This window comes from Micromonospora inyonensis (assembly GCF_900091415.1).
Classification (GTDB): Bacteria; Actinomycetota; Actinomycetes; order Mycobacteriales; family Micromonosporaceae; genus Micromonospora; species Micromonospora inyonensis.
Genome location: NZ_FMHU01000001.1, coordinates 632,112 through 647,963, shown reverse-complemented (window position 1 = coordinate 647,963; position 15,852 = coordinate 632,112). Strand labels below are relative to the sequence as shown.

The window sequence follows — 15,852 nt, the reverse complement described above, 5'->3', positions numbered from 1 at the left end:
TTGAAGTGGCCGCCGCAGACGCGCTCGCCAACGTACGCAACATCGGCATCATGGCGCACATCGATGCCGGTAAGACCACGACCACCGAGCGGATCCTGTTCTACACCGGCATCACGTACAAGATCGGTGAGGTCCACGAGGGCGCTGCCGTCATGGACTGGATGGAGCAGGAGCAGGAGCGGGGGATCACCATCACCTCCGCCGCCACCAAGTGTGAGTGGAAGGGCCACACGATCCAGATCATCGACACGCCCGGCCACGTCGACTTCACGGTCGAGGTCGAGCGGTCGTTGCGGGTGCTGGACGGTGCGGTGGCTGTCTACGACGGTGTCGCCGGCGTGGAGCCCCAGACGGAGAACGTCTGGCGCCAGGCCGACAAGTACAACGTCCCCCGGATGTGCTTCGTCAACAAGCTCGACCGGACCGGTGCCGACTTCTTCCGCTGCGTGCAGATGATGATCGACCGGCTCAACGCCACTCCGCTGGTGCTCCAGATCCCGATCGGTGCCGAGAGCGACTTCATCGGCGTGGTCGACCTGGTCGAGATGCGTGCCCTCACCTGGCGCGGGGAGACCCAGAAGGGCGAGGACTACGCGATCGAGGAGATCCCGGCCGACCTGGCCGACTCCGCGGCCGAGTGGCGCGAGAAGCTGATGGAGACCCTGGCCGACGTCGACGACGCGGTGATGGAGAAGTACCTGGAGGGCGAGGAGATCTCCGTCGAGGAGATCAAGGCCGCCATCCGCCGGGCCACCATCGCCGGCAAGGCCAACCCGGTCCTCACCGGTACCGCCTTCAAGAACAAGGGCATCCAGCCGATGCTCGACGCGGTGGTTGCCTACCTGCCGTCGCCGCTGGACATCCCGGCCATCGAGGGCACCGCGACCGACGGCGAGACCCCGTTGCAGCGGAAGCCGTCGAAGTCGGAGCCGTTCTCCGCGCTGGCCTTCAAGATCCAGACGGACAAGCACCTCGGCAAGCTCACCTACGTGCGGATCTACTCCGGCACGCTCGAGTCCGGCTCCCAGGTGGTCAACTCCACCAAGGACCGCAAGGAGCGGATCGGCAAGATCTACCAGATGCACGCCAACAAGCGGGAAGAGCGCAGCTCGGCCCAGGCTGGCGACATCATCGCGGTGCAGGGTCTGAAGCAGACCACCACCGGTGACACGCTGTGCGACCCGGCGAACCCGGTCATCCTGGAGTCGATGACCTTCCCGGAGCCGGTCATCGAGGTCGCCATCGAGCCGAAGACCAAGGCCGACCAGGAGAAGCTCAGCACCGCCATCCAGCGGCTCGCGGAGGAGGACCCGACCTTCCGCGTGAAGCTGGACGACCAGACCGGTCAGACGGTCATCTCCGGCATGGGCGAGCTGCACCTGGACATCCTGGTCGACCGGATGCGCCGCGAGTTCAACGTCGAGGCCAACATCGGCAAGCCGCAGGTGGCGTACCGTGAGACCATCCGCCGCAAGGTGGAGAAGATCGAGTACACCCACAAGAAGCAGACCGGTGGTTCCGGCCAGTACGCCCGCGTGATCATCAGCGTGGAGCCGCTGCCGCTGGGCAACGACGCGCCGACCTACGAGTTCGCCAACGCGGTGACCGGTGGCCGCATCCCCCGGGAGTTCATCCCCTCGGTGGACGCGGGTGCGCAGGACGCCATGCAGTACGGCATCCTCGCCGGCTTCCCGCTGGTGGGCGTCAAGCTCACCCTGGTGGACGGCCAGTACCACGAGGTCGACTCGTCGGAAATGGCATTCAAGATCGCCGGCTCGATGGCGATGAAGGAGGCGGCCCGCAAGGCCGACCCCGCTCTCCTCGAGCCGATGATGGCCGTTGAGGTCACCACTCCTGAGGAGAACATGGGTGACGTCATCGGCGACCTCAACTCCCGTCGTGGCATCATCCAGGCGATGGAGGAGCGCGGCGGTGCCCGCGTCGTCCGTGCCCTGGTGCCGCTGTCGGAGATGTTCGGCTACGTCGGCGACCTGCGGTCGAAGACCCAGGGCCGGGCTAGCTACAGCATGCAGTTCGACTCCTACGCCGAGGTTCCGACCAACGTGGCGAAGGAGATCATCGCGAAGGCCACGGGCGAGTAGTTTCTCGCCTGCGGCCTCCGCGGGGCTGCATGAGACCGGGCCTGTAGGCTTCACCGCCGCAAGTCCCACAAGCTCTCCGACCGTCTGGTCGGAAAGGCTGTCGACAGAGTCCTAAGCGCCGAATGGCGCGCCGGGCGTACGAACCAAGAAGTCCACAGGAGGACACCAGTGGCGAAGGCGAAGTTCGAGCGGACTAAGCCGCACGTCAACATCGGCACCATTGGTCACATCGACCACGGTAAGACGACGCTGACGGCGGCCATCACCAAGGTCCTGCACGACCAGTACCCCGACCTGAACCCCTACACGCCGTTCGACGAGATCGACAAGGCGCCGGAGGAGAAGGCCCGCGGTATCACCATCTCCATCGCGCACGTCGAGTACCAGACCGAGAACCGGCACTACGCGCACGTCGACTGTCCCGGGCACGCCGACTACATCAAGAACATGATCACCGGTGCCGCGCAGATGGACGGCGCGATCCTGGTGGTGGCGGCGACCGACGGTCCGATGCCGCAGACCCGCGAGCACGTGCTGCTGGCCCGCCAGGTCGGCGTGCCGTACATCGTCGTGGCGCTCAACAAGAGCGACATGGTCGACGACGAGGAGCTCCTGGAGCTCGTCGAGCTCGAGGTCCGTGAGCTGCTCTCGAACCAGGAGTACCCGGGCGACGACCTGCCGGTGGTCCGGGTCTCGGCGCTGAAGGCCCTCGAGGGTGACCCCGAGTGGACCCAGCGTCTGCTCGACCTGATGAGCGCTGTCGACACCGCGATCCCGCAGCCGGAGCGCGAGACCGAGAAGCCGTTCCTCATGCCGATCGAGGACGTCTTCACGATCACCGGTCGTGGCACCGTCGTCACCGGTCGCGCCGAGCGCGGCATCCTCAAGCCGAACGAGGAGGTGGAGATCGTCGGCATCAAGGAGAAGTCGATGAAGACGGTCTGCACCGGCATCGAGATGTTCCGCAAGCTGCTCGACGAGGCCCGCGCGGGCGAGAACGTCGGTCTGCTGCTGCGGGGCATCAAGCGCGAGGACGTCGAGCGCGGCATGGTGGTCGTCAAGCCGGGCACCTCGACCCCGCACACGGAGTTCGAGGCGACCGTCTACATCCTCTCCAAGGAGGAGGGCGGCCGGCACACCCCGTTCTTCCAGAACTACCGTCCGCAGTTCTACTTCCGGACCACGGACGTCACCGGTGTCGTCACGCTGCCCGAGGGCACCGAGATGGTCATGCCGGGCGACAACACCACGATGACCGTGAAGCTGATCCAGCCCATCGCGATGGAGGACAACCTCAAGTTCGCGATCCGGGAGGGTGGCCGTACGGTCGGTGCTGGTCGGGTAACCAAGATCATCAAGTGAGCTGGGTAACCCCGATTAGGCCCGCCGCCGGTCGTGCGGCATACTAGTCAGGTTGCGTAACGACAGTTCGTCGCCTGCGTTCGGATTTCGCCGAACCTCCGGGTGGGAGAACAGTCGGGCGTAGGGTGGTTGACGGCCTGCCGTCAACCACCCTCGCACGGCGTTCAGGTCGCGGTAGTGCGATCGGCGCCTTGACCCACCGCGCGGTCAGTACCGCTCCGGCATCCCGGGGCGGAGCCTGGCCCGAGGGCGCGACACGCCCGACCGCGGGGGTCGGCGGAAGTGGGCCTGTGCCAGCCGGTGCAGGCGCCCGCAACACAGCGGCATCGAGAGAAGGAACAGAAGCCACCATGGCGGGACAGAAGATCCGCATCCGGCTCAAGGCCTATGACCACGAGGTCGTCGACTCCTCGGCTCGGAAGATCGTCGAGACGGTGACGCGCACCGGGGCGCAGGTCGCGGGCCCGGTGCCGCTGCCCACGGAGATCAACCGTTTCTGCGTTATCCGCTCGCCGCACAAGTACAAGGACTCGCGCGAGCACTTCGAGATGCGCACGCACAAGCGGCTGATCGACATCATCGACCCGACCCCCAAGACGGTCGACTCGCTCATGCGCCTCGACCTGCCGGCTGGCGTCGACATCGAGATCAAGCTGTAGGGACCGGACAAATGGACAGGCAAGTAAAGGGGATCCTGGGCGCAAAGCTCGGCATGACCCAGGTCTGGGACAACAACAAGGTTGTTCCCGTGACCGTGGTGCAGGCCGGCCCGTGCGTCGTCAGCCAGGTTCGTAGCGCCGAGAAGGACGGTTACTCCGCGATCCAGCTGGCCTACGGCGCGATCGACCCGCGCAAGGTCAAGAAGCCGATCAGCGGACACTACGCGAAGGCCGATGTGGCACCGCGCCGGCACATCGTCGAGCTGCGCACCACTGACGCCGGCGAGTACTCCCTCGGCCAGGAGGTCACCGTCTCCGAGTTCGCCCCCGGCGTCTCGATCGACGTGACCGGCAAGACCAAGGGCAAGGGCTACGCCGGTCCGATGAAGCGGCACGGCTTCCACGGTCTGCGGGCCAGCCACGGTGTCGAGCGCAAGCACCGCTCGCCCGGCTCGATCGGCGCCTGCGCCACCCCGGGTCGCGTCTTCAAGGGCACCCGGATGGCCGGCCGGATGGGTGGCGTGCGCTACACCGTCCAGAACCTGACCGTCCAGGCGGTCGACACCGAGAACAACCTCCTGCTCGTCCGTGGCGCCATTCCCGGCCCCAAGGGCGCGCTGGTCCTGGTCCGTACCGCGGCCAAGGCCAAGGTGAAGAAGGGCGGTGTGGCGAAGTGACCACGGTTGACGTGCTCACCGTCGACGGCAGCAAGAAGGGCTCCGTCGAGCTGCCGGCCGACATCTTCGACGTGCAGGCCAACGTGGCGCTGATGCACCAGGTCGTGGTGGCCCAGCTTGCGGCCGCCCGCCAGGGCACCCACAAGGTCAAGACCCGCGGCGAGGTCTCCGGTGGAGGCAAGAAGCCGTACAAGCAGAAGGGCACCGGCCGGGCCCGCCAGGGTTCGACCCGGGCGCCGCAGTTCGCCGGTGGTGGCGTCGTGCACGGCCCCGTCCCGCGCGACTACAGCCAGCGGACCCCCAAGAAGATGAAGGCCGCCGCGCTGCGGGGTGCCCTCTCCGACCGGGCCCGCGCCGGCCAGGTGCACGTCGTCGAGGCCTTCGTCTCCGGCGAGAAGCCGTCCACCAAGGCGGCCCTGGCCACGCTGGCGAAGCTGACCGAGGCCCGTCGGGTCCTGGTCGTGCTGACCGGCACCGACGAGCTGAACTGGGTGTCGCTGCGCAACGAGCCGCGGGTGCACCTGATCGAGGCCGGCCAGCTCAACACGTACGACGTGCTGGTGGCCGACGACGTGGTCTTCACCAAGGACGCCCTGGACGAGTTCCTCGGCGTGCCCGCCGAGACCACCGAGGAGGGTGGCAAGTGAGCACGATCGCCGACCCGCGCGACATCATCGTGGCGCCGGTCGTCTCGGAGAAGAGCTACAGCGAGCTGAACCGCAACTGGTACACCTTCCTGGTGCACCCGGACGCGAACAAGACCGAGATCAAGATCGCTATCCAGCAGATCTTCAACGTCCGCGTCCTGACGGTCAACACGCTCAACCGCGAGGGCAAGCGCAAGCGGACCAAGACTGGGTTCGGCCAGCGCAAGGCCACCAAGCGCGCGATGGTGAAGCTGGCTGACGGTGACCGTATCGAGGCCTTCGGCGGCCCGGTCAGCTGAGGGGTGTAGACAATGGCTATCCGTAAGTACAAGCCGACGACGCCGGGCCGGCGTGGCTCCAGCGTCGCCGACTTCGCCGAGATCACCCGGTCGACCCCGGAGAAGTCGCTGCTGGCTCCGCTGCCGAAGAAGGGCGGTCGCAACGCCCACGGCCGGATCACCGCCCGGCACCAGGGCGGCGGGCACAAGCGCCAGTACCGTCTGATCGACTTCAAGCGGGTCGACAAGGACGGCGTGCCGGCGAAGGTCGCCCACATCGAGTACGACCCGAACCGCACCGCGCGCATCGCGCTGCTGCACTACGCCGACGGCGAGAAGCGCTACATCCTCGCGCCGAAGGACCTGAAGCAGGGCGACGCCGTCGAGTCGGGTCCGGGCGCGGACATCAAGCCGGGCAACAACCTGCCGCTGCGGAACATCCCGGTGGGTACCACCATCCACAGCGTGGAGCTGCGTCCGGGTGGCGGTGCCAAGCTGGCCCGTTCGGCCGGCGTCGGCATCCAGCTGCTCGGCCGGGAGGGCGCGTACGCCACCCTCCGGATGCCGTCCGGCGAGATCCGGCGGGTCGACGTCCGCTGCCGCGCGAGCGTCGGCGAGATCGGCAACGCCGACCAGTCGAACATCAACTGGGGCAAGGCCGGCCGGATGCGGTGGAAGGGCAAGCGTCCCACCGTCCGTGGTGTGGCGATGAACCCGGTGGACCACCCGCACGGTGGTGGTGAGGGTAAGACCTCCGGTGGTCGCCACCCGGTCAACCCGAAGGGTAAGCCCGAGGGCCGTACCCGCCGTAAGGGCCAGCCGAGCGACCGGCTGATCGTCCGCCGCCGCTACGCCACGCGTAAGCGCGGCTGAGGGAGATAGAAGATGCCTCGCAGCCTGAAGAAGGGCCCGTTCATCGACGACCACCTGCTCAAGAAGGTGGAAGTGCAGAACGAGAAGGGCTCCAAGAACGTCATCAAGACCTGGTCGCGGCGCTCGACGATCATCCCGGAGATGCTCGGGCACACGATCGCCGTGCACGACGGACGCAAGCACGTCCCGGTGTTCGTCACCGAGGCGATGGTCGGGCACAAGCTCGGCGAGTTCGCGCTGACCCGCACGTTCAAGGGTCACGAGAAGGACGACCGCAAGAGCCGCCGCCGCTAGGCGAGCCACGGATAGAGGAACAAGGGGTTGCAGCGATGCCAGGAAAGGGCGACGCTCCGGTGCTTCCGGGCGCGCGGGCGATTGCGCGACACGTGCGCATCTCGCCGATGAAGGCGCGCCGGGTGGTCAACCTCGTCCGCGGCCTGCCCGCGAAGGAGGCGCTCACGGTGCTGCAGTTCGCGCCGCAGGCTGCGAGCGAGCAGGTGTACAAGGTGCTCGCCAGCGCGATCGCCAACGCGGAGAACAACGAGCGGCTGGACCCCGACGCGCTGCTCGTCAGCGAGGCGTTCGTCGACGAGGGCCCGACCATGAAGCGGTTCCGGCCGCGGGCGCAGGGCCGGGCGTACCGGATCCGCAAGCGCACGTGCCACATCACCGTGGCGGTCGAGGCGGTCGCGCCGGCCGCGCCGAAGAAGTCCGCGGCGGCGAAGAAGTCGGCCCCGGCGAAGCAGGCCGAGCCGACTGAGACGCAGAGCAAGACGGAGGGCGCCGAGTAATGGGTCAGAAGGTTCACCCGCACGGGTTCCGGCTCGGCATCTCGACCGACTGGAAGTCCCGCTGGTTCGCGGACAAGCTCTACAAGGACTACATCGGCGAGGACGTCAAGATCCGCCGCATGATGTCCAAGGGGCTGGAGCGGGCCGGCATCTCCAAGGTCGACATCGAGCGGACCCGTGACCGGGTCCGGGTCGACATCCACACCGCCCGTCCGGGCATCGTCATCGGCCGTAAGGGTGCCGAGGCGGACCGGATCCGTGGCGAGCTGGAGAAGCTCACCGGCAAGCAGGTGCAGCTCAACATCATCGAGGTGAAGAGCCCCGAGTCGGACGCGCAGCTCGTCGCGCAGGGCGTGGCCGAGCAGCTCTCCAGCCGGGTCAGCTTCCGTCGGGCGATGCGCAAGGCCATGCAGTCCGCGATGAAGAACCCGGTCTGCAAGGGCATCCGGGTCCAGGTCTCGGGCCGGCTCGGCGGCGCCGAGATGAGCCGGACCGAGTTCTACCGTGAGGGTCGGGTTCCGCTGCACACGCTGCGGGCCAACATCGAGTACGGCTTCTTCGAGGCCCGTACCACCTTCGGCCGGATCGGCGTGAAGGTCTGGATCTACAAGGGCGACGCGGTTCCGGGCCGGGAGGCTCCCGCCGAGGCCCCGTCCCGCCCGCGCCGTGAGCGTGGCGACCGTCCCGACCGTCCGCGCCGTGGTCGTTCCGGTTCCGCCGGCACGACTTCCGGTGGCACCGAGGCCGGCCGGGCTGCCGCGACCACCGTCGCTCAGCAGGCCGAGACGCCGAGTGGCGAGCCGGTGGACGCTGGTGCTGTCGCCGCGACCGCGACCGCTCCGGCCGCCACTCAGCCGGCAGAAACGCAGCAGGAGGGCTGACAGATGCTGATGCCGCGCAAGCCCCCGAAGGGCTTCCGCAAGCCGCACCACCCGGACCGCAGTGGCGCGTCCAAGGGTGGTAACCGGGTGGTGTTCGGCGAGTTCGGGATCCAGGCTCTCGAGCCGGCGTACGTCACGAACCGGCAGATCGAGTCGGCTCGTATCGCGATGACCCGCCACATCAAGCGTGGCGGCAAGGTCTGGATCACGATCTTCCCGGACCAGGCGCTGACCAAGAAGCCGGCGGAAACCCGGATGGGTTCCGGTAAGGGCTCGCCCGAGTGGTGGGTGGCCAACGTGAAGCCGGGGCGGGTTCTCTTCGAGATGTCCTTCCCCAACGAGCAGATCGCGCGAGAGGCGATGCGTCGCGCGATCCACAAGCTCCCGATGAAGTGCCGCATTGTGACGCGCGAAGTGGGTGAATCCTGATGGCAGCGGGCGTTAAGGCCGCCGAGCTGCGTGAGCTCTCCGACGAGGAGCTGGTCACGAAGCTGCGGGAGGCCAAGGCGGAGCTGTTCAACCTCCGCGTGCAGGCCGCCACCGGTCAGCTCGACAACAACCGGCGGCTCCAGGTCATCCGTCGGGAGATCGCCCGGATCTACACGATCATGCGTGAGCGCGAGCTGGGGCTCTCGGTCGCGCCGACTGAGGTGACTGCATCATGAGCGAGACCGAGAACACCGCCGCCACCGTGCGGGCCCGCCGCAAGGTCCGTGAGGGCCTCGTGGTCAGCGACAAGATGGACAAGACCGTCGTCGTCGAGGTCGAGGACCGGGTCAAGCACGCGCTGTACGGCAAGATCATGCGCCGGACCCGCAAGCTGAAGGTGCACGACGAGCAGAACGCCGCCGGCATCGGCGACCGAGTCCTGATCATGGAGACCCGGCCGCTGTCGGCCACCAAGCGGTGGCGGATCGTGGAAATCCAGGAAAAGGCCAAGTAGCGAAGGCTCGAGCTCGCCCGGCGTCAGCCGGGCGCAGGTTCCGCCAGGCTCCGGCCGCGGGCAGCGGCCGGAGAACCGGCAGACATAGGAGATAGACGTGATTCAGCAGGAGTCGCGACTGCGCGTCGCCGACAACACGGGTGCCCGGGAGATCCTGTGCATCCGGGTTCTCGGGGGCTCCGGTCGGCGCTACGCGAGCATCGGCGACGTCATCGTGGCCACCGTCAAGGACGCGATCCCGGGTGCCGGTGTGAAGAAGGGCGACGTCGTCAAGGCCGTCGTCGTTCGCACCGCCAAGGAGAGGCGGCGGCCGGACGGCTCGTACATCCGCTTCGACGAGAACGCCGCCGTCATCATCAAGGACGGTGGGGACCCGCGCGGTACCCGTATCTTCGGCCCGGTCGGTCGGGAGCTGCGGGACAAGCGGTTCATGAAGATCATCTCTCTCGCGCCGGAGGTGTTGTGACCGTGAAGGTCAAGAAGGGCGACACGGTCGTCGTCATCGCCGGCAAGGACAAGGGTGCCAAGGGCAAGGTCATCGCGGCCTACCCGCGGCAGGACAAGGTCCTGGTCGAGGGCGTGAACCGCGTCAAGAAGCACACCCGCATCCGCACCACCCAGCGTGGCGCCAAGACCGGTGGCATCGTCACCCAGGAGGCCCCGATCCACGTTTCCAACGTGCAGGTCCTGGACTCCGAGGGAAAGCCGACCCGCATCGGGTACCGGTTCGACGACAACGGCCAGAAGGTCCGCATCGCGCGTAGCACCGGTAAGGACCTGTGATGACCACGGCTACCGAAACCAAGACCCTGCCGCGCCTCAAGGAGCGGTACCGCAACGAGATCGTGGCCAAGCTGCAGGAGCAGCACAACTACGCGAACCCCATGCAGGTTCCGCGGTTGGTCAAGATCGTCGTCAACATGGGTGTGGGCGAGGCCGCCCGCGACGCCAAGCTGATCGACGGCGCGGTCCGCGACCTGGCCACCATCACCGGCCAGAAGCCGCAGGTGCGGCGGGCCACCAAGTCCATCGCGCAGTTCAAGCTCCGCGAGGGCATGCCGATCGGCGCGAAGGTGACCCTGCGCGGCGACCGGATGTGGGAGTTCCTGGACCGGCTGCTCTCCATCGCGCTGCCGCGTATCCGGGACTTCCGCGGTCTGGACGGGCGCAAGCTCGACGGGCACGGCAACTACACGTTCGGTCTGACCGAGCAGTCGGTGTTCCACGAGATCGACCAGGACAGGATCGATCGCCAGCGGGGCATGGACATCACGGTGGTCACGACCGCCACGACCGACGACGAGGGCCGGGCGCTGCTCAAGCTCCTGGGCTTCCCGTTCAAGGAGAACTGAGATGGCCAAGAAGGCGCTGATTCTCAAGGCGGCCGCGAAGCCGAAGTTCTCGGTTCGCGCGTACACCCGCTGCCAGCGGTGCGGGCGTCCGAAGGCGGTCTACCGCAAGTTCGGTCTCTGCCGGGTGTGCATCCGGGAGATGGCCCACCGCGGTGAGCTGCCCGGCGTGTCCAAGGCTTCCTGGTAATGGCCCGGCGCGCTCCGCGCGTCAGCTGCACTGTCTCTTCGCCGTAGGCCCCCGGGCGTACCCGCGGGAACCCCGGCGAGAAAGGTAGACGAAATCCATGACGATGACCGACCCGATCGCAGACATGCTCACGCGTCTGCGTAACGCCAACCAGGCGTACCACGACCGGGTGACGATGCCCTACTCCAAGATCAAGGCGAACATCGCCGAGGTCCTGAAGGCCGAGGGTTACATCGCCACCTGGTCGGCCGAGGAGCCCGAGGAGGGCGCCGTCGGCAAGCGACTGGTCGTCGAGCTGAAGTACGGCCAGAACCGGGAGCGGAGCCTGGCCGGCATCAAGCGTGTGTCCAAGCCCGGTCTCCGGGTGTACGCCAAGTCGGATGGGCTCCCGCGGGTGCTCGGCGGCCTCGGCGTGGCGATCATTTCGACGTCCCAGGGGCTGCTCACCGACCGGCAGGCCCGCAAGCGGAGCGTTGGCGGGGAAGTCCTCGCCTTCGTCTGGTAACGGGAGACAGGTAGAAATGTCGCGTATTGGACGTAAGTCGATCTCGGTGCCAGCCGGCGTCGATGTCACGATCGACGGCCAGACCGTCAAGGTCAAGGGCCCCAAGGGCGAGCTGTCGCACACCGTCTCCGAGCCGATCACGGTGGAGAAGGCGGAGAACGGCGAGCTGCAGGTCAACCGCCCGAACGATGAGCGGAAGGCCAAGGAGCTGCACGGCCTGAGCCGTACCCTGGTGGCGAACATGATCATCGGGGTCACCGAGGGCTACCGCAAGAGCCTGGAGATCGCCGGCACCGGTTACCGGGTGACCGCCAAGGGCAAGGACCTCGAGTTCGCGCTCGGGTTCTCACACCCGGTTCTGGTCCCCGCCCCGGACGGCATCACCTTCACCGTCGAGAAGCCGACGCTGTTCCACGTGGCCGGCATCGACAAGCAGCTCGTCGGTGAGGTCGCCGCCAACATCCGGAAGATCCGCCCGCCGGAGCCCTACAAGGGCAAGGGTGTGAAGTACCAGGGCGAGGTCATCCGCCGTAAGGCTGGAAAGGCGGGCAAGAAGTGACCGCCATCGCTAGCACCAGGGCGAGGTCATCCGCCGGCCGTAAGGCCATCCGAAAGGCAGGTAAGAAGTGAGCGCCACGCTGCTCAAGCGCCGCCGCGGCGTCGCCGCCAAGCGTGCCGTCGGGCGTGCGCGTCGGCACTTCCGGGTGCGCAAGAACGTCAACGGCACCGCCGAGCGTCCCCGCCTGGTCGTCACCCGGTCGCTGCGTCACATCGTGGCCCAGATCGTCGACGACACCAAGGGTCACACCCTGGCGTCGGCCTCGACCCTGGATGCCTCGCTGCGTGGCACCGAGGGCGACAAGAGCGCCTTGGCCGGCAAGGTCGGCGCCCTGCTCGCCGAGCGGGCCAAGGCCGCCGGCGTCTCGAAGGTCGTCTTCGACCGTGGTGGCAACCGGTACGCGGGGCGGGTCGCCGCGCTGGCCGACGCCGCTCGCGAAGCCGGACTCGAGTTCTAACAACCCCGTCACGAGAGAGAAGGAAGGCTGCTGATGCCAGGTCAACAGCGCCGTGGCGGCGGGTCCGGTGGCAACGAGGGTGGTCGCCGCGACAACCGCCGTGAGGGCGGCCGCGGAAACGCGCCCGTCGAGAAGACCCCGCACCTCGAGCGGGTCGTCGCGATCAACCGCGTCGCCAAGGTCGTGAAGGGTGGTCGTCGCTTCAGCTTCACCGCCCTGGTGATCGTGGGCGACGGCGACGGCACCGTCGGCGTGGGCTACGGAAAGGCCAAGGAGGTGCCCGCGGCGATCGCCAAGGGCGTCGAGGTGGCCAAGAAGCACTTCTTCAAGGTGCCGCGGATCGGCGCCTCGATCCCGCACCCGGTGCTGGGCGAGGACGCCGCCGGTGTGGTGCTGCTCAAGCCGGCCTCCGCCGGTACGGGCGTCATCGCCGGTGGCCCGGTGCGTGCCGTGCTGGAGTGCGCAGGTATCCACGACGTGCTCTCCAAGAGCCTCGGCTCGTCGAACCCGATCAACATCGTGCACGCCACGGTGGCGGCCCTGAAGGGGCTGGAGTCCCCGGAGCAGGTCGCAGCCCGTCGTGGCCTGCCGGTCGAGGATGTCGCGCCGGCCGCGATGCTGGCCGCGCGGGCGGGGGTGGCGTCCTGATGGCACGCCTGAAGGTCACCCAGGTCCGGTCCGGGATCGGGACCAAGCACAACCAGCGTGAGTCGCTGCGTTCGCTCGGTCTCAAGCGGATCAACGACGTGGTGGTCAAGGAGGACCGGCCCGAGATTCGGGGCATGATCTTCGCGGTCAACCACCTCGTGAAGGTCGAGGAGGTCGAGTAATGACGATCAAGGTCCACCACCTGCGCCCGGCGCCCGGTGCCAAGACTGCCAAGACCCGGGTGGGTCGTGGTGAGGGCTCCAAGGGCAAGACCGCCGGTCGCGGTACGAAGGGCTCGAAGGCCCGTAAGAACATCTCGCCGGCGTTCGAGGGTGGGCAGATGCCCATCCACATGCGCCTGCCGAAGATGAAGGGCTTCAAGAACAAGTTCAAGGTGGTCTTCCAGGTGGTCAACCTGGACCGGCTCGCCGAACTCTTCCCCGACGGCGGCCAGATCGGCCCCGACGAGCTGGTCGAGGCCGGGGCGGTCCGCAAGGGCCACCCGGTGAAGGTTCTCGGCAGCGGGGATCTCGGTGGGGTGGCGCTCCAGGTGTCGGCACACGCGTTCAGCGCGTCGGCCAAGGAGAAGATCACCGCCGCCGGTGGTTCGGTCACCGAGCTGTAAGGCACCCAGGACCGTGGCGCTCGTTCAGTTGTCGACAACTGGCGGGCGCCACGGTCTACTGCCTGTCAGTGTTCTACTGCGTGTCAGTGTTCCGAATCACATCGTTACCGGTATATGTTCCCGGGCAAGCCTGCCCGGACAGCGGTCGGGCTGTTAGAGTCCGTTCCCAGCTATGGATATCGGGCGCTCGCCCGACCGCACCCCGCCCCGTCCCCGCCAGGGTTCCACCGGCGGCCCGCCTCGCGCAGGAGGAAGAAGTTGCTGTCCGCCTTTCTCAGTGCGTTCCGTACGCCTGACCTGCGCAAGAAGCTGCTGTTCACAGTCGGCATCATCGCGGTCTACCGGCTCGGTGCGACGCTGCCCAGCCCTGGCGTCTCGTACGCGAACGTGCAGAAGTGCATCGACAGCCTGGAAGGGGGGTCGAACGGGGTCTTCAACCTGCTCAACCTCTTCTCCGGCGGCGCGCTGCTGTCGCTCTCGGTCTTCGCGCTGGGCATCATGCCCTACATCACCGCGTCGATCATCCTGCAGCTGCTGACGGTGGTTATCCCGCGCCTGGAGCAGCTCCGCAAGGAGGGCCAGGCCGGCCAGGCGAAGATCACCCAGTACACCCGGTACCTGACCCTCGGGCTGGGTGTCCTCCAGGCGTCGGCCTTCGTCGCGCTGGCCCGCTCCGGTCAGCTCTTCAACAACCAGTGCGACCAGTTCCCGATCATCCCCGAGGGCACCGGCATCCCGGACTGGCTGACCCTGACCATCCTGGTCATGACCATGACCGCCGGTACCGGCATGGTGATGTGGCTCGGTGAGCTGATCACGGACCGGGGCGTCGGCAACGGCATGTCCGTCCTGATCTTCACCTCGATCGCCGCCCGCCTCCCCAGCGAGGGTTGGCAGATCAAGATCAGCAAGGGCTGGGGCTGGTTCGCTCTCGTCATCGCGCTGGTCCTGCTGGTCATCACCGCGGTCGTCTTCATCGAGCAGGCGCAGCGCCGGATCCCGGTGCAGTACGCCAAGCGCATGATCGGCCGGCGGATGTACGGCGGCACCTCCACCTACATCCCGCTGAAGGTCAACCAGGCGGGTGTCATCCCGGTCATCTTCGGTTCGTCGCTGCTCTACCTGCCGCAGTTGGCGCTCCAGTTCTTCGACCAGACCGACCCGGGCAAGACCCAGGCGTGGATCCAGAACAACCTGGCCGACCCGACCAGCCCGATCTACATCACGGTCTACTTCCTGCTGATCATCTTCTTCACGTACTTCTACGTCTCGATCACGTTCAACCCGACCGAGGTCGCGGACAACATGAAGAAGTACGGCGGCTTCGTCCCGGGCATCCGTCCCGGTAAGCCGACCGCCGAGTACCTCGACTTCATCCTCAGCCGGATCACCCTGCCGGGTGCGCTCTACCTCGCGGCCATCTCGGTCCTGCCGAACTTCTTCTTCATCTGGCTGGACAGCCAGGCATACGTGAACTTCCCATTCGGCGGCACTGCCGTGCTGATCATGGTCGGCGTGGGTCTGGAGACCGTGAAACAGATCGAGAGCCAACTCATGCAGCGGAACTACGAAGGGTTCCTGCGGTAGATGAGACTCGTTCTGGTTGGCCCGCCGGGTGCGGGCAAGGGCACACAGGCGGAGTTCATCGCCGCGCACCTGTCGGTTCCGAAGATCTCGACCGGGGACATCTTCCGGGCGAACGTCTCGCAGGGCACCCCGCTCGGGGTCGAGGCCAAGCGCTACATGGACGCCGGCAAGCTGGTCCCGGACGAGGTGACCATCAACATGGTCCGGGACCGGCTCGCCGAGCCGGACGCCGCCGAGGGTTTCCTGCTCGACGGCTTCCCGCGGACGACGCCGCAGGCAGCCGCCCTGGACAAGCTCCTCGCCGACCTCGGGACCGCGCTCGAACTGGTGCTGGAGCTGGTCGTGGACGACGACGAGGTGATCCGGCGGCTCTCCGGCCGGCGTACCTGCCGGGGCTGCGGCAAGATCTGGCACGTCGAGTTCGACGCGACCACCCGGGACGACATCTGCGACCGTTGCGGCGCGGAGCTGTTCCAGCGCGACGACGACAAGCCGGAGACCATCGCCGCGCGCCTGCGTGAGTACGCCGAGAAGACCGCACCCCTGGTCGACTACTACGGCGCCCAGGGCAAGCTGGTCGGGATCGACGCGACCGGACCGGTCGAGGACGTCACCGTCCGGGCGATCGACGCTCTGCGCTCCTACGGCGGCTGACGTCCCGCGCTCCCACGGCTGGGGGCCCTGCGGTCCTACGGCGGCTGGGGCCATGCGTCGCGCGG

The 15,852-nt window shown here is 67.4% G+C and carries 25 protein-coding genes; all 25 read left to right on the top strand.

The annotated features are described in order from the left end of the window. The first annotated feature begins 5 nt into the window (after positions 1-5). The 25 genes from fusA to GA0074694_RS02635 all read left to right on the top strand — a co-directional run bounded on the left by fusA (position 6) and on the right by GA0074694_RS02635 (position 15,787). Positions 6-2,102: an elongation factor G gene (gene fusA, locus GA0074694_RS02755; protein WP_091451947.1), complete on the top strand. Its 2,097-nt coding sequence runs from the start codon at positions 6-8 to the stop codon at positions 2,100-2,102. Positions 2,103-2,270: 168 nt separating this feature from the next. After that, on the top strand, positions 2,271-3,464 hold the full coding sequence (gene tuf, locus GA0074694_RS02750) for an elongation factor Tu (RefSeq protein WP_091451943.1): 1,194 nt from the start codon (positions 2,271-2,273) through the stop codon (positions 3,462-3,464). A gap of 350 nt (positions 3,465-3,814) precedes the next feature. Continuing rightward, positions 3,815-4,123 carry a 30S ribosomal protein S10 gene (gene rpsJ / locus GA0074694_RS02745; RefSeq protein WP_007073037.1) on the top strand — a complete coding sequence of 103 codons (309 nt, stop codon included), beginning with the start codon at positions 3,815-3,817 and terminating at the stop codon, positions 4,121-4,123. Between the two features lie 11 nt (positions 4,124-4,134). Continuing rightward, positions 4,135-4,800, top strand: coding sequence for a 50S ribosomal protein L3 (rplC, locus tag GA0074694_RS02740; RefSeq protein WP_091451939.1), 666 nt, complete (start codon positions 4,135-4,137; stop codon positions 4,798-4,800). Next, positions 4,797-5,447 (top strand): 50S ribosomal protein L4, encoded by a 651-nt coding sequence (gene rplD, locus GA0074694_RS02735; protein WP_091451935.1) that lies wholly within the window; start codon positions 4,797-4,799, stop codon positions 5,445-5,447. The genes rplC and rplD overlap by 4 nt, the downstream gene beginning before the upstream one ends. Continuing rightward, the gene (gene rplW / locus GA0074694_RS02730; protein WP_088982052.1) at positions 5,444-5,746 is read left to right on the top strand and encodes a 50S ribosomal protein L23; all 303 of its coding nucleotides are present in this window, start codon (positions 5,444-5,446) and stop codon (positions 5,744-5,746) included. The genes rplD and rplW overlap by 4 nt, the downstream gene beginning before the upstream one ends. 12 nt (positions 5,747-5,758) lie before the next feature. Then, the gene (gene rplB / locus GA0074694_RS02725; RefSeq protein WP_091451932.1) at positions 5,759-6,598 is read left to right on the top strand and encodes a 50S ribosomal protein L2; all 840 of its coding nucleotides are present in this window, start codon (positions 5,759-5,761) and stop codon (positions 6,596-6,598) included. A gap of 12 nt (positions 6,599-6,610) precedes the next feature. Continuing rightward, the gene (rpsS, locus tag GA0074694_RS02720) at positions 6,611-6,892 is read left to right on the top strand and encodes a 30S ribosomal protein S19 (RefSeq protein ID WP_020520478.1); all 282 of its coding nucleotides are present in this window, start codon (positions 6,611-6,613) and stop codon (positions 6,890-6,892) included. Positions 6,893-6,927: 35 nt separating this feature from the next. Next, positions 6,928-7,389 carry a 50S ribosomal protein L22 gene (rplV, locus tag GA0074694_RS02715; RefSeq protein ID WP_091451929.1) on the top strand — a complete coding sequence of 154 codons (462 nt, stop codon included), beginning with the start codon at positions 6,928-6,930 and terminating at the stop codon, positions 7,387-7,389. After that, entirely contained in the window at positions 7,389-8,270 is an 882-nt protein-coding gene (gene rpsC, locus GA0074694_RS02710; RefSeq protein ID WP_091451926.1) for a 30S ribosomal protein S3, read from the top strand. Before rplV ends, rpsC begins: the two co-directional genes overlap by 1 nt. 3 nt (positions 8,271-8,273) lie before the next feature. After that, entirely contained in the window at positions 8,274-8,699 is a 426-nt protein-coding gene (gene rplP / locus GA0074694_RS02705) for a 50S ribosomal protein L16 (RefSeq protein WP_007465292.1), read from the top strand. Further along, positions 8,699-8,935, top strand: coding sequence for a 50S ribosomal protein L29 (rpmC, locus tag GA0074694_RS02700; RefSeq protein WP_091451921.1), 237 nt, complete (start codon positions 8,699-8,701; stop codon positions 8,933-8,935). Before rplP ends, rpmC begins: the two co-directional genes overlap by 1 nt. Then, positions 8,932-9,213 carry a 30S ribosomal protein S17 gene (gene rpsQ, locus GA0074694_RS02695; protein WP_091451917.1) on the top strand — a complete coding sequence of 94 codons (282 nt, stop codon included), beginning with the start codon at positions 8,932-8,934 and terminating at the stop codon, positions 9,211-9,213. The genes rpmC and rpsQ overlap by 4 nt, the downstream gene beginning before the upstream one ends. A 97-nt stretch (positions 9,214-9,310) precedes the next feature. Next, a complete protein-coding gene (gene rplN / locus GA0074694_RS02690; protein WP_007465279.1) occupies positions 9,311-9,679 on the top strand; it encodes a 50S ribosomal protein L14 in 369 nt (122 codons plus the stop codon). Continuing rightward, the gene (gene rplX / locus GA0074694_RS02685) at positions 9,676-9,996 is read left to right on the top strand and encodes a 50S ribosomal protein L24 (protein ID WP_176737754.1); all 321 of its coding nucleotides are present in this window, start codon (positions 9,676-9,678) and stop codon (positions 9,994-9,996) included. The genes rplN and rplX overlap by 4 nt, the downstream gene beginning before the upstream one ends. Next, positions 9,996-10,565: a 50S ribosomal protein L5 gene (gene rplE / locus GA0074694_RS02680; protein WP_091451914.1), complete on the top strand. Its 570-nt coding sequence runs from the start codon at positions 9,996-9,998 to the stop codon at positions 10,563-10,565. The genes rplX and rplE overlap by 1 nt, the downstream gene beginning before the upstream one ends. 1 nt (position 10,566) lies before the next feature. After that, positions 10,567-10,752: a type Z 30S ribosomal protein S14 gene (locus GA0074694_RS02675; protein WP_007073023.1), complete on the top strand. Its 186-nt coding sequence runs from the start codon at positions 10,567-10,569 to the stop codon at positions 10,750-10,752. A 97-nt stretch (positions 10,753-10,849) separates the two neighbouring features. Next, on the top strand, positions 10,850-11,257 hold the full coding sequence (rpsH, locus tag GA0074694_RS02670; RefSeq protein ID WP_091451909.1) for a 30S ribosomal protein S8: 408 nt from the start codon (positions 10,850-10,852) through the stop codon (positions 11,255-11,257). A 16-nt stretch (positions 11,258-11,273) separates the two neighbouring features. Continuing rightward, positions 11,274-11,816: a 50S ribosomal protein L6 gene (gene rplF, locus GA0074694_RS02665; RefSeq protein WP_091451903.1), complete on the top strand. Its 543-nt coding sequence runs from the start codon at positions 11,274-11,276 to the stop codon at positions 11,814-11,816. Between the two features lie 67 nt (positions 11,817-11,883). Then, positions 11,884-12,273, top strand: coding sequence for a 50S ribosomal protein L18 (rplR, locus tag GA0074694_RS02660; RefSeq protein ID WP_091451900.1), 390 nt, complete (start codon positions 11,884-11,886; stop codon positions 12,271-12,273). Positions 12,274-12,306: 33 nt separating this feature from the next. After that, positions 12,307-12,921 carry a 30S ribosomal protein S5 gene (rpsE, locus tag GA0074694_RS02655; protein WP_091451894.1) on the top strand — a complete coding sequence of 205 codons (615 nt, stop codon included), beginning with the start codon at positions 12,307-12,309 and terminating at the stop codon, positions 12,919-12,921. After that, the gene (rpmD, locus tag GA0074694_RS02650) at positions 12,921-13,103 is read left to right on the top strand and encodes a 50S ribosomal protein L30 (RefSeq protein WP_088982062.1); all 183 of its coding nucleotides are present in this window, start codon (positions 12,921-12,923) and stop codon (positions 13,101-13,103) included. The genes rpsE and rpmD overlap by 1 nt, the downstream gene beginning before the upstream one ends. Further along, complete coding sequence (gene rplO / locus GA0074694_RS02645) at positions 13,103-13,546, top strand: 50S ribosomal protein L15 (protein WP_091451890.1); 444 nt, start codon at positions 13,103-13,105, stop codon at positions 13,544-13,546. The genes rpmD and rplO overlap by 1 nt, the downstream gene beginning before the upstream one ends. A gap of 258 nt (positions 13,547-13,804) precedes the next feature. Continuing rightward, positions 13,805-15,133, top strand: a complete 1,329-nt coding sequence (gene secY, locus GA0074694_RS02640; protein ID WP_091451886.1) for a preprotein translocase subunit SecY — start codon at positions 13,805-13,807, stop codon at positions 15,131-15,133. Beyond that, positions 15,134-15,787 (top strand): adenylate kinase, encoded by a 654-nt coding sequence (locus GA0074694_RS02635; protein WP_091451883.1) that lies wholly within the window; start codon positions 15,134-15,136, stop codon positions 15,785-15,787. The last annotated feature ends 65 nt before the right edge of the window (positions 15,788-15,852 follow it).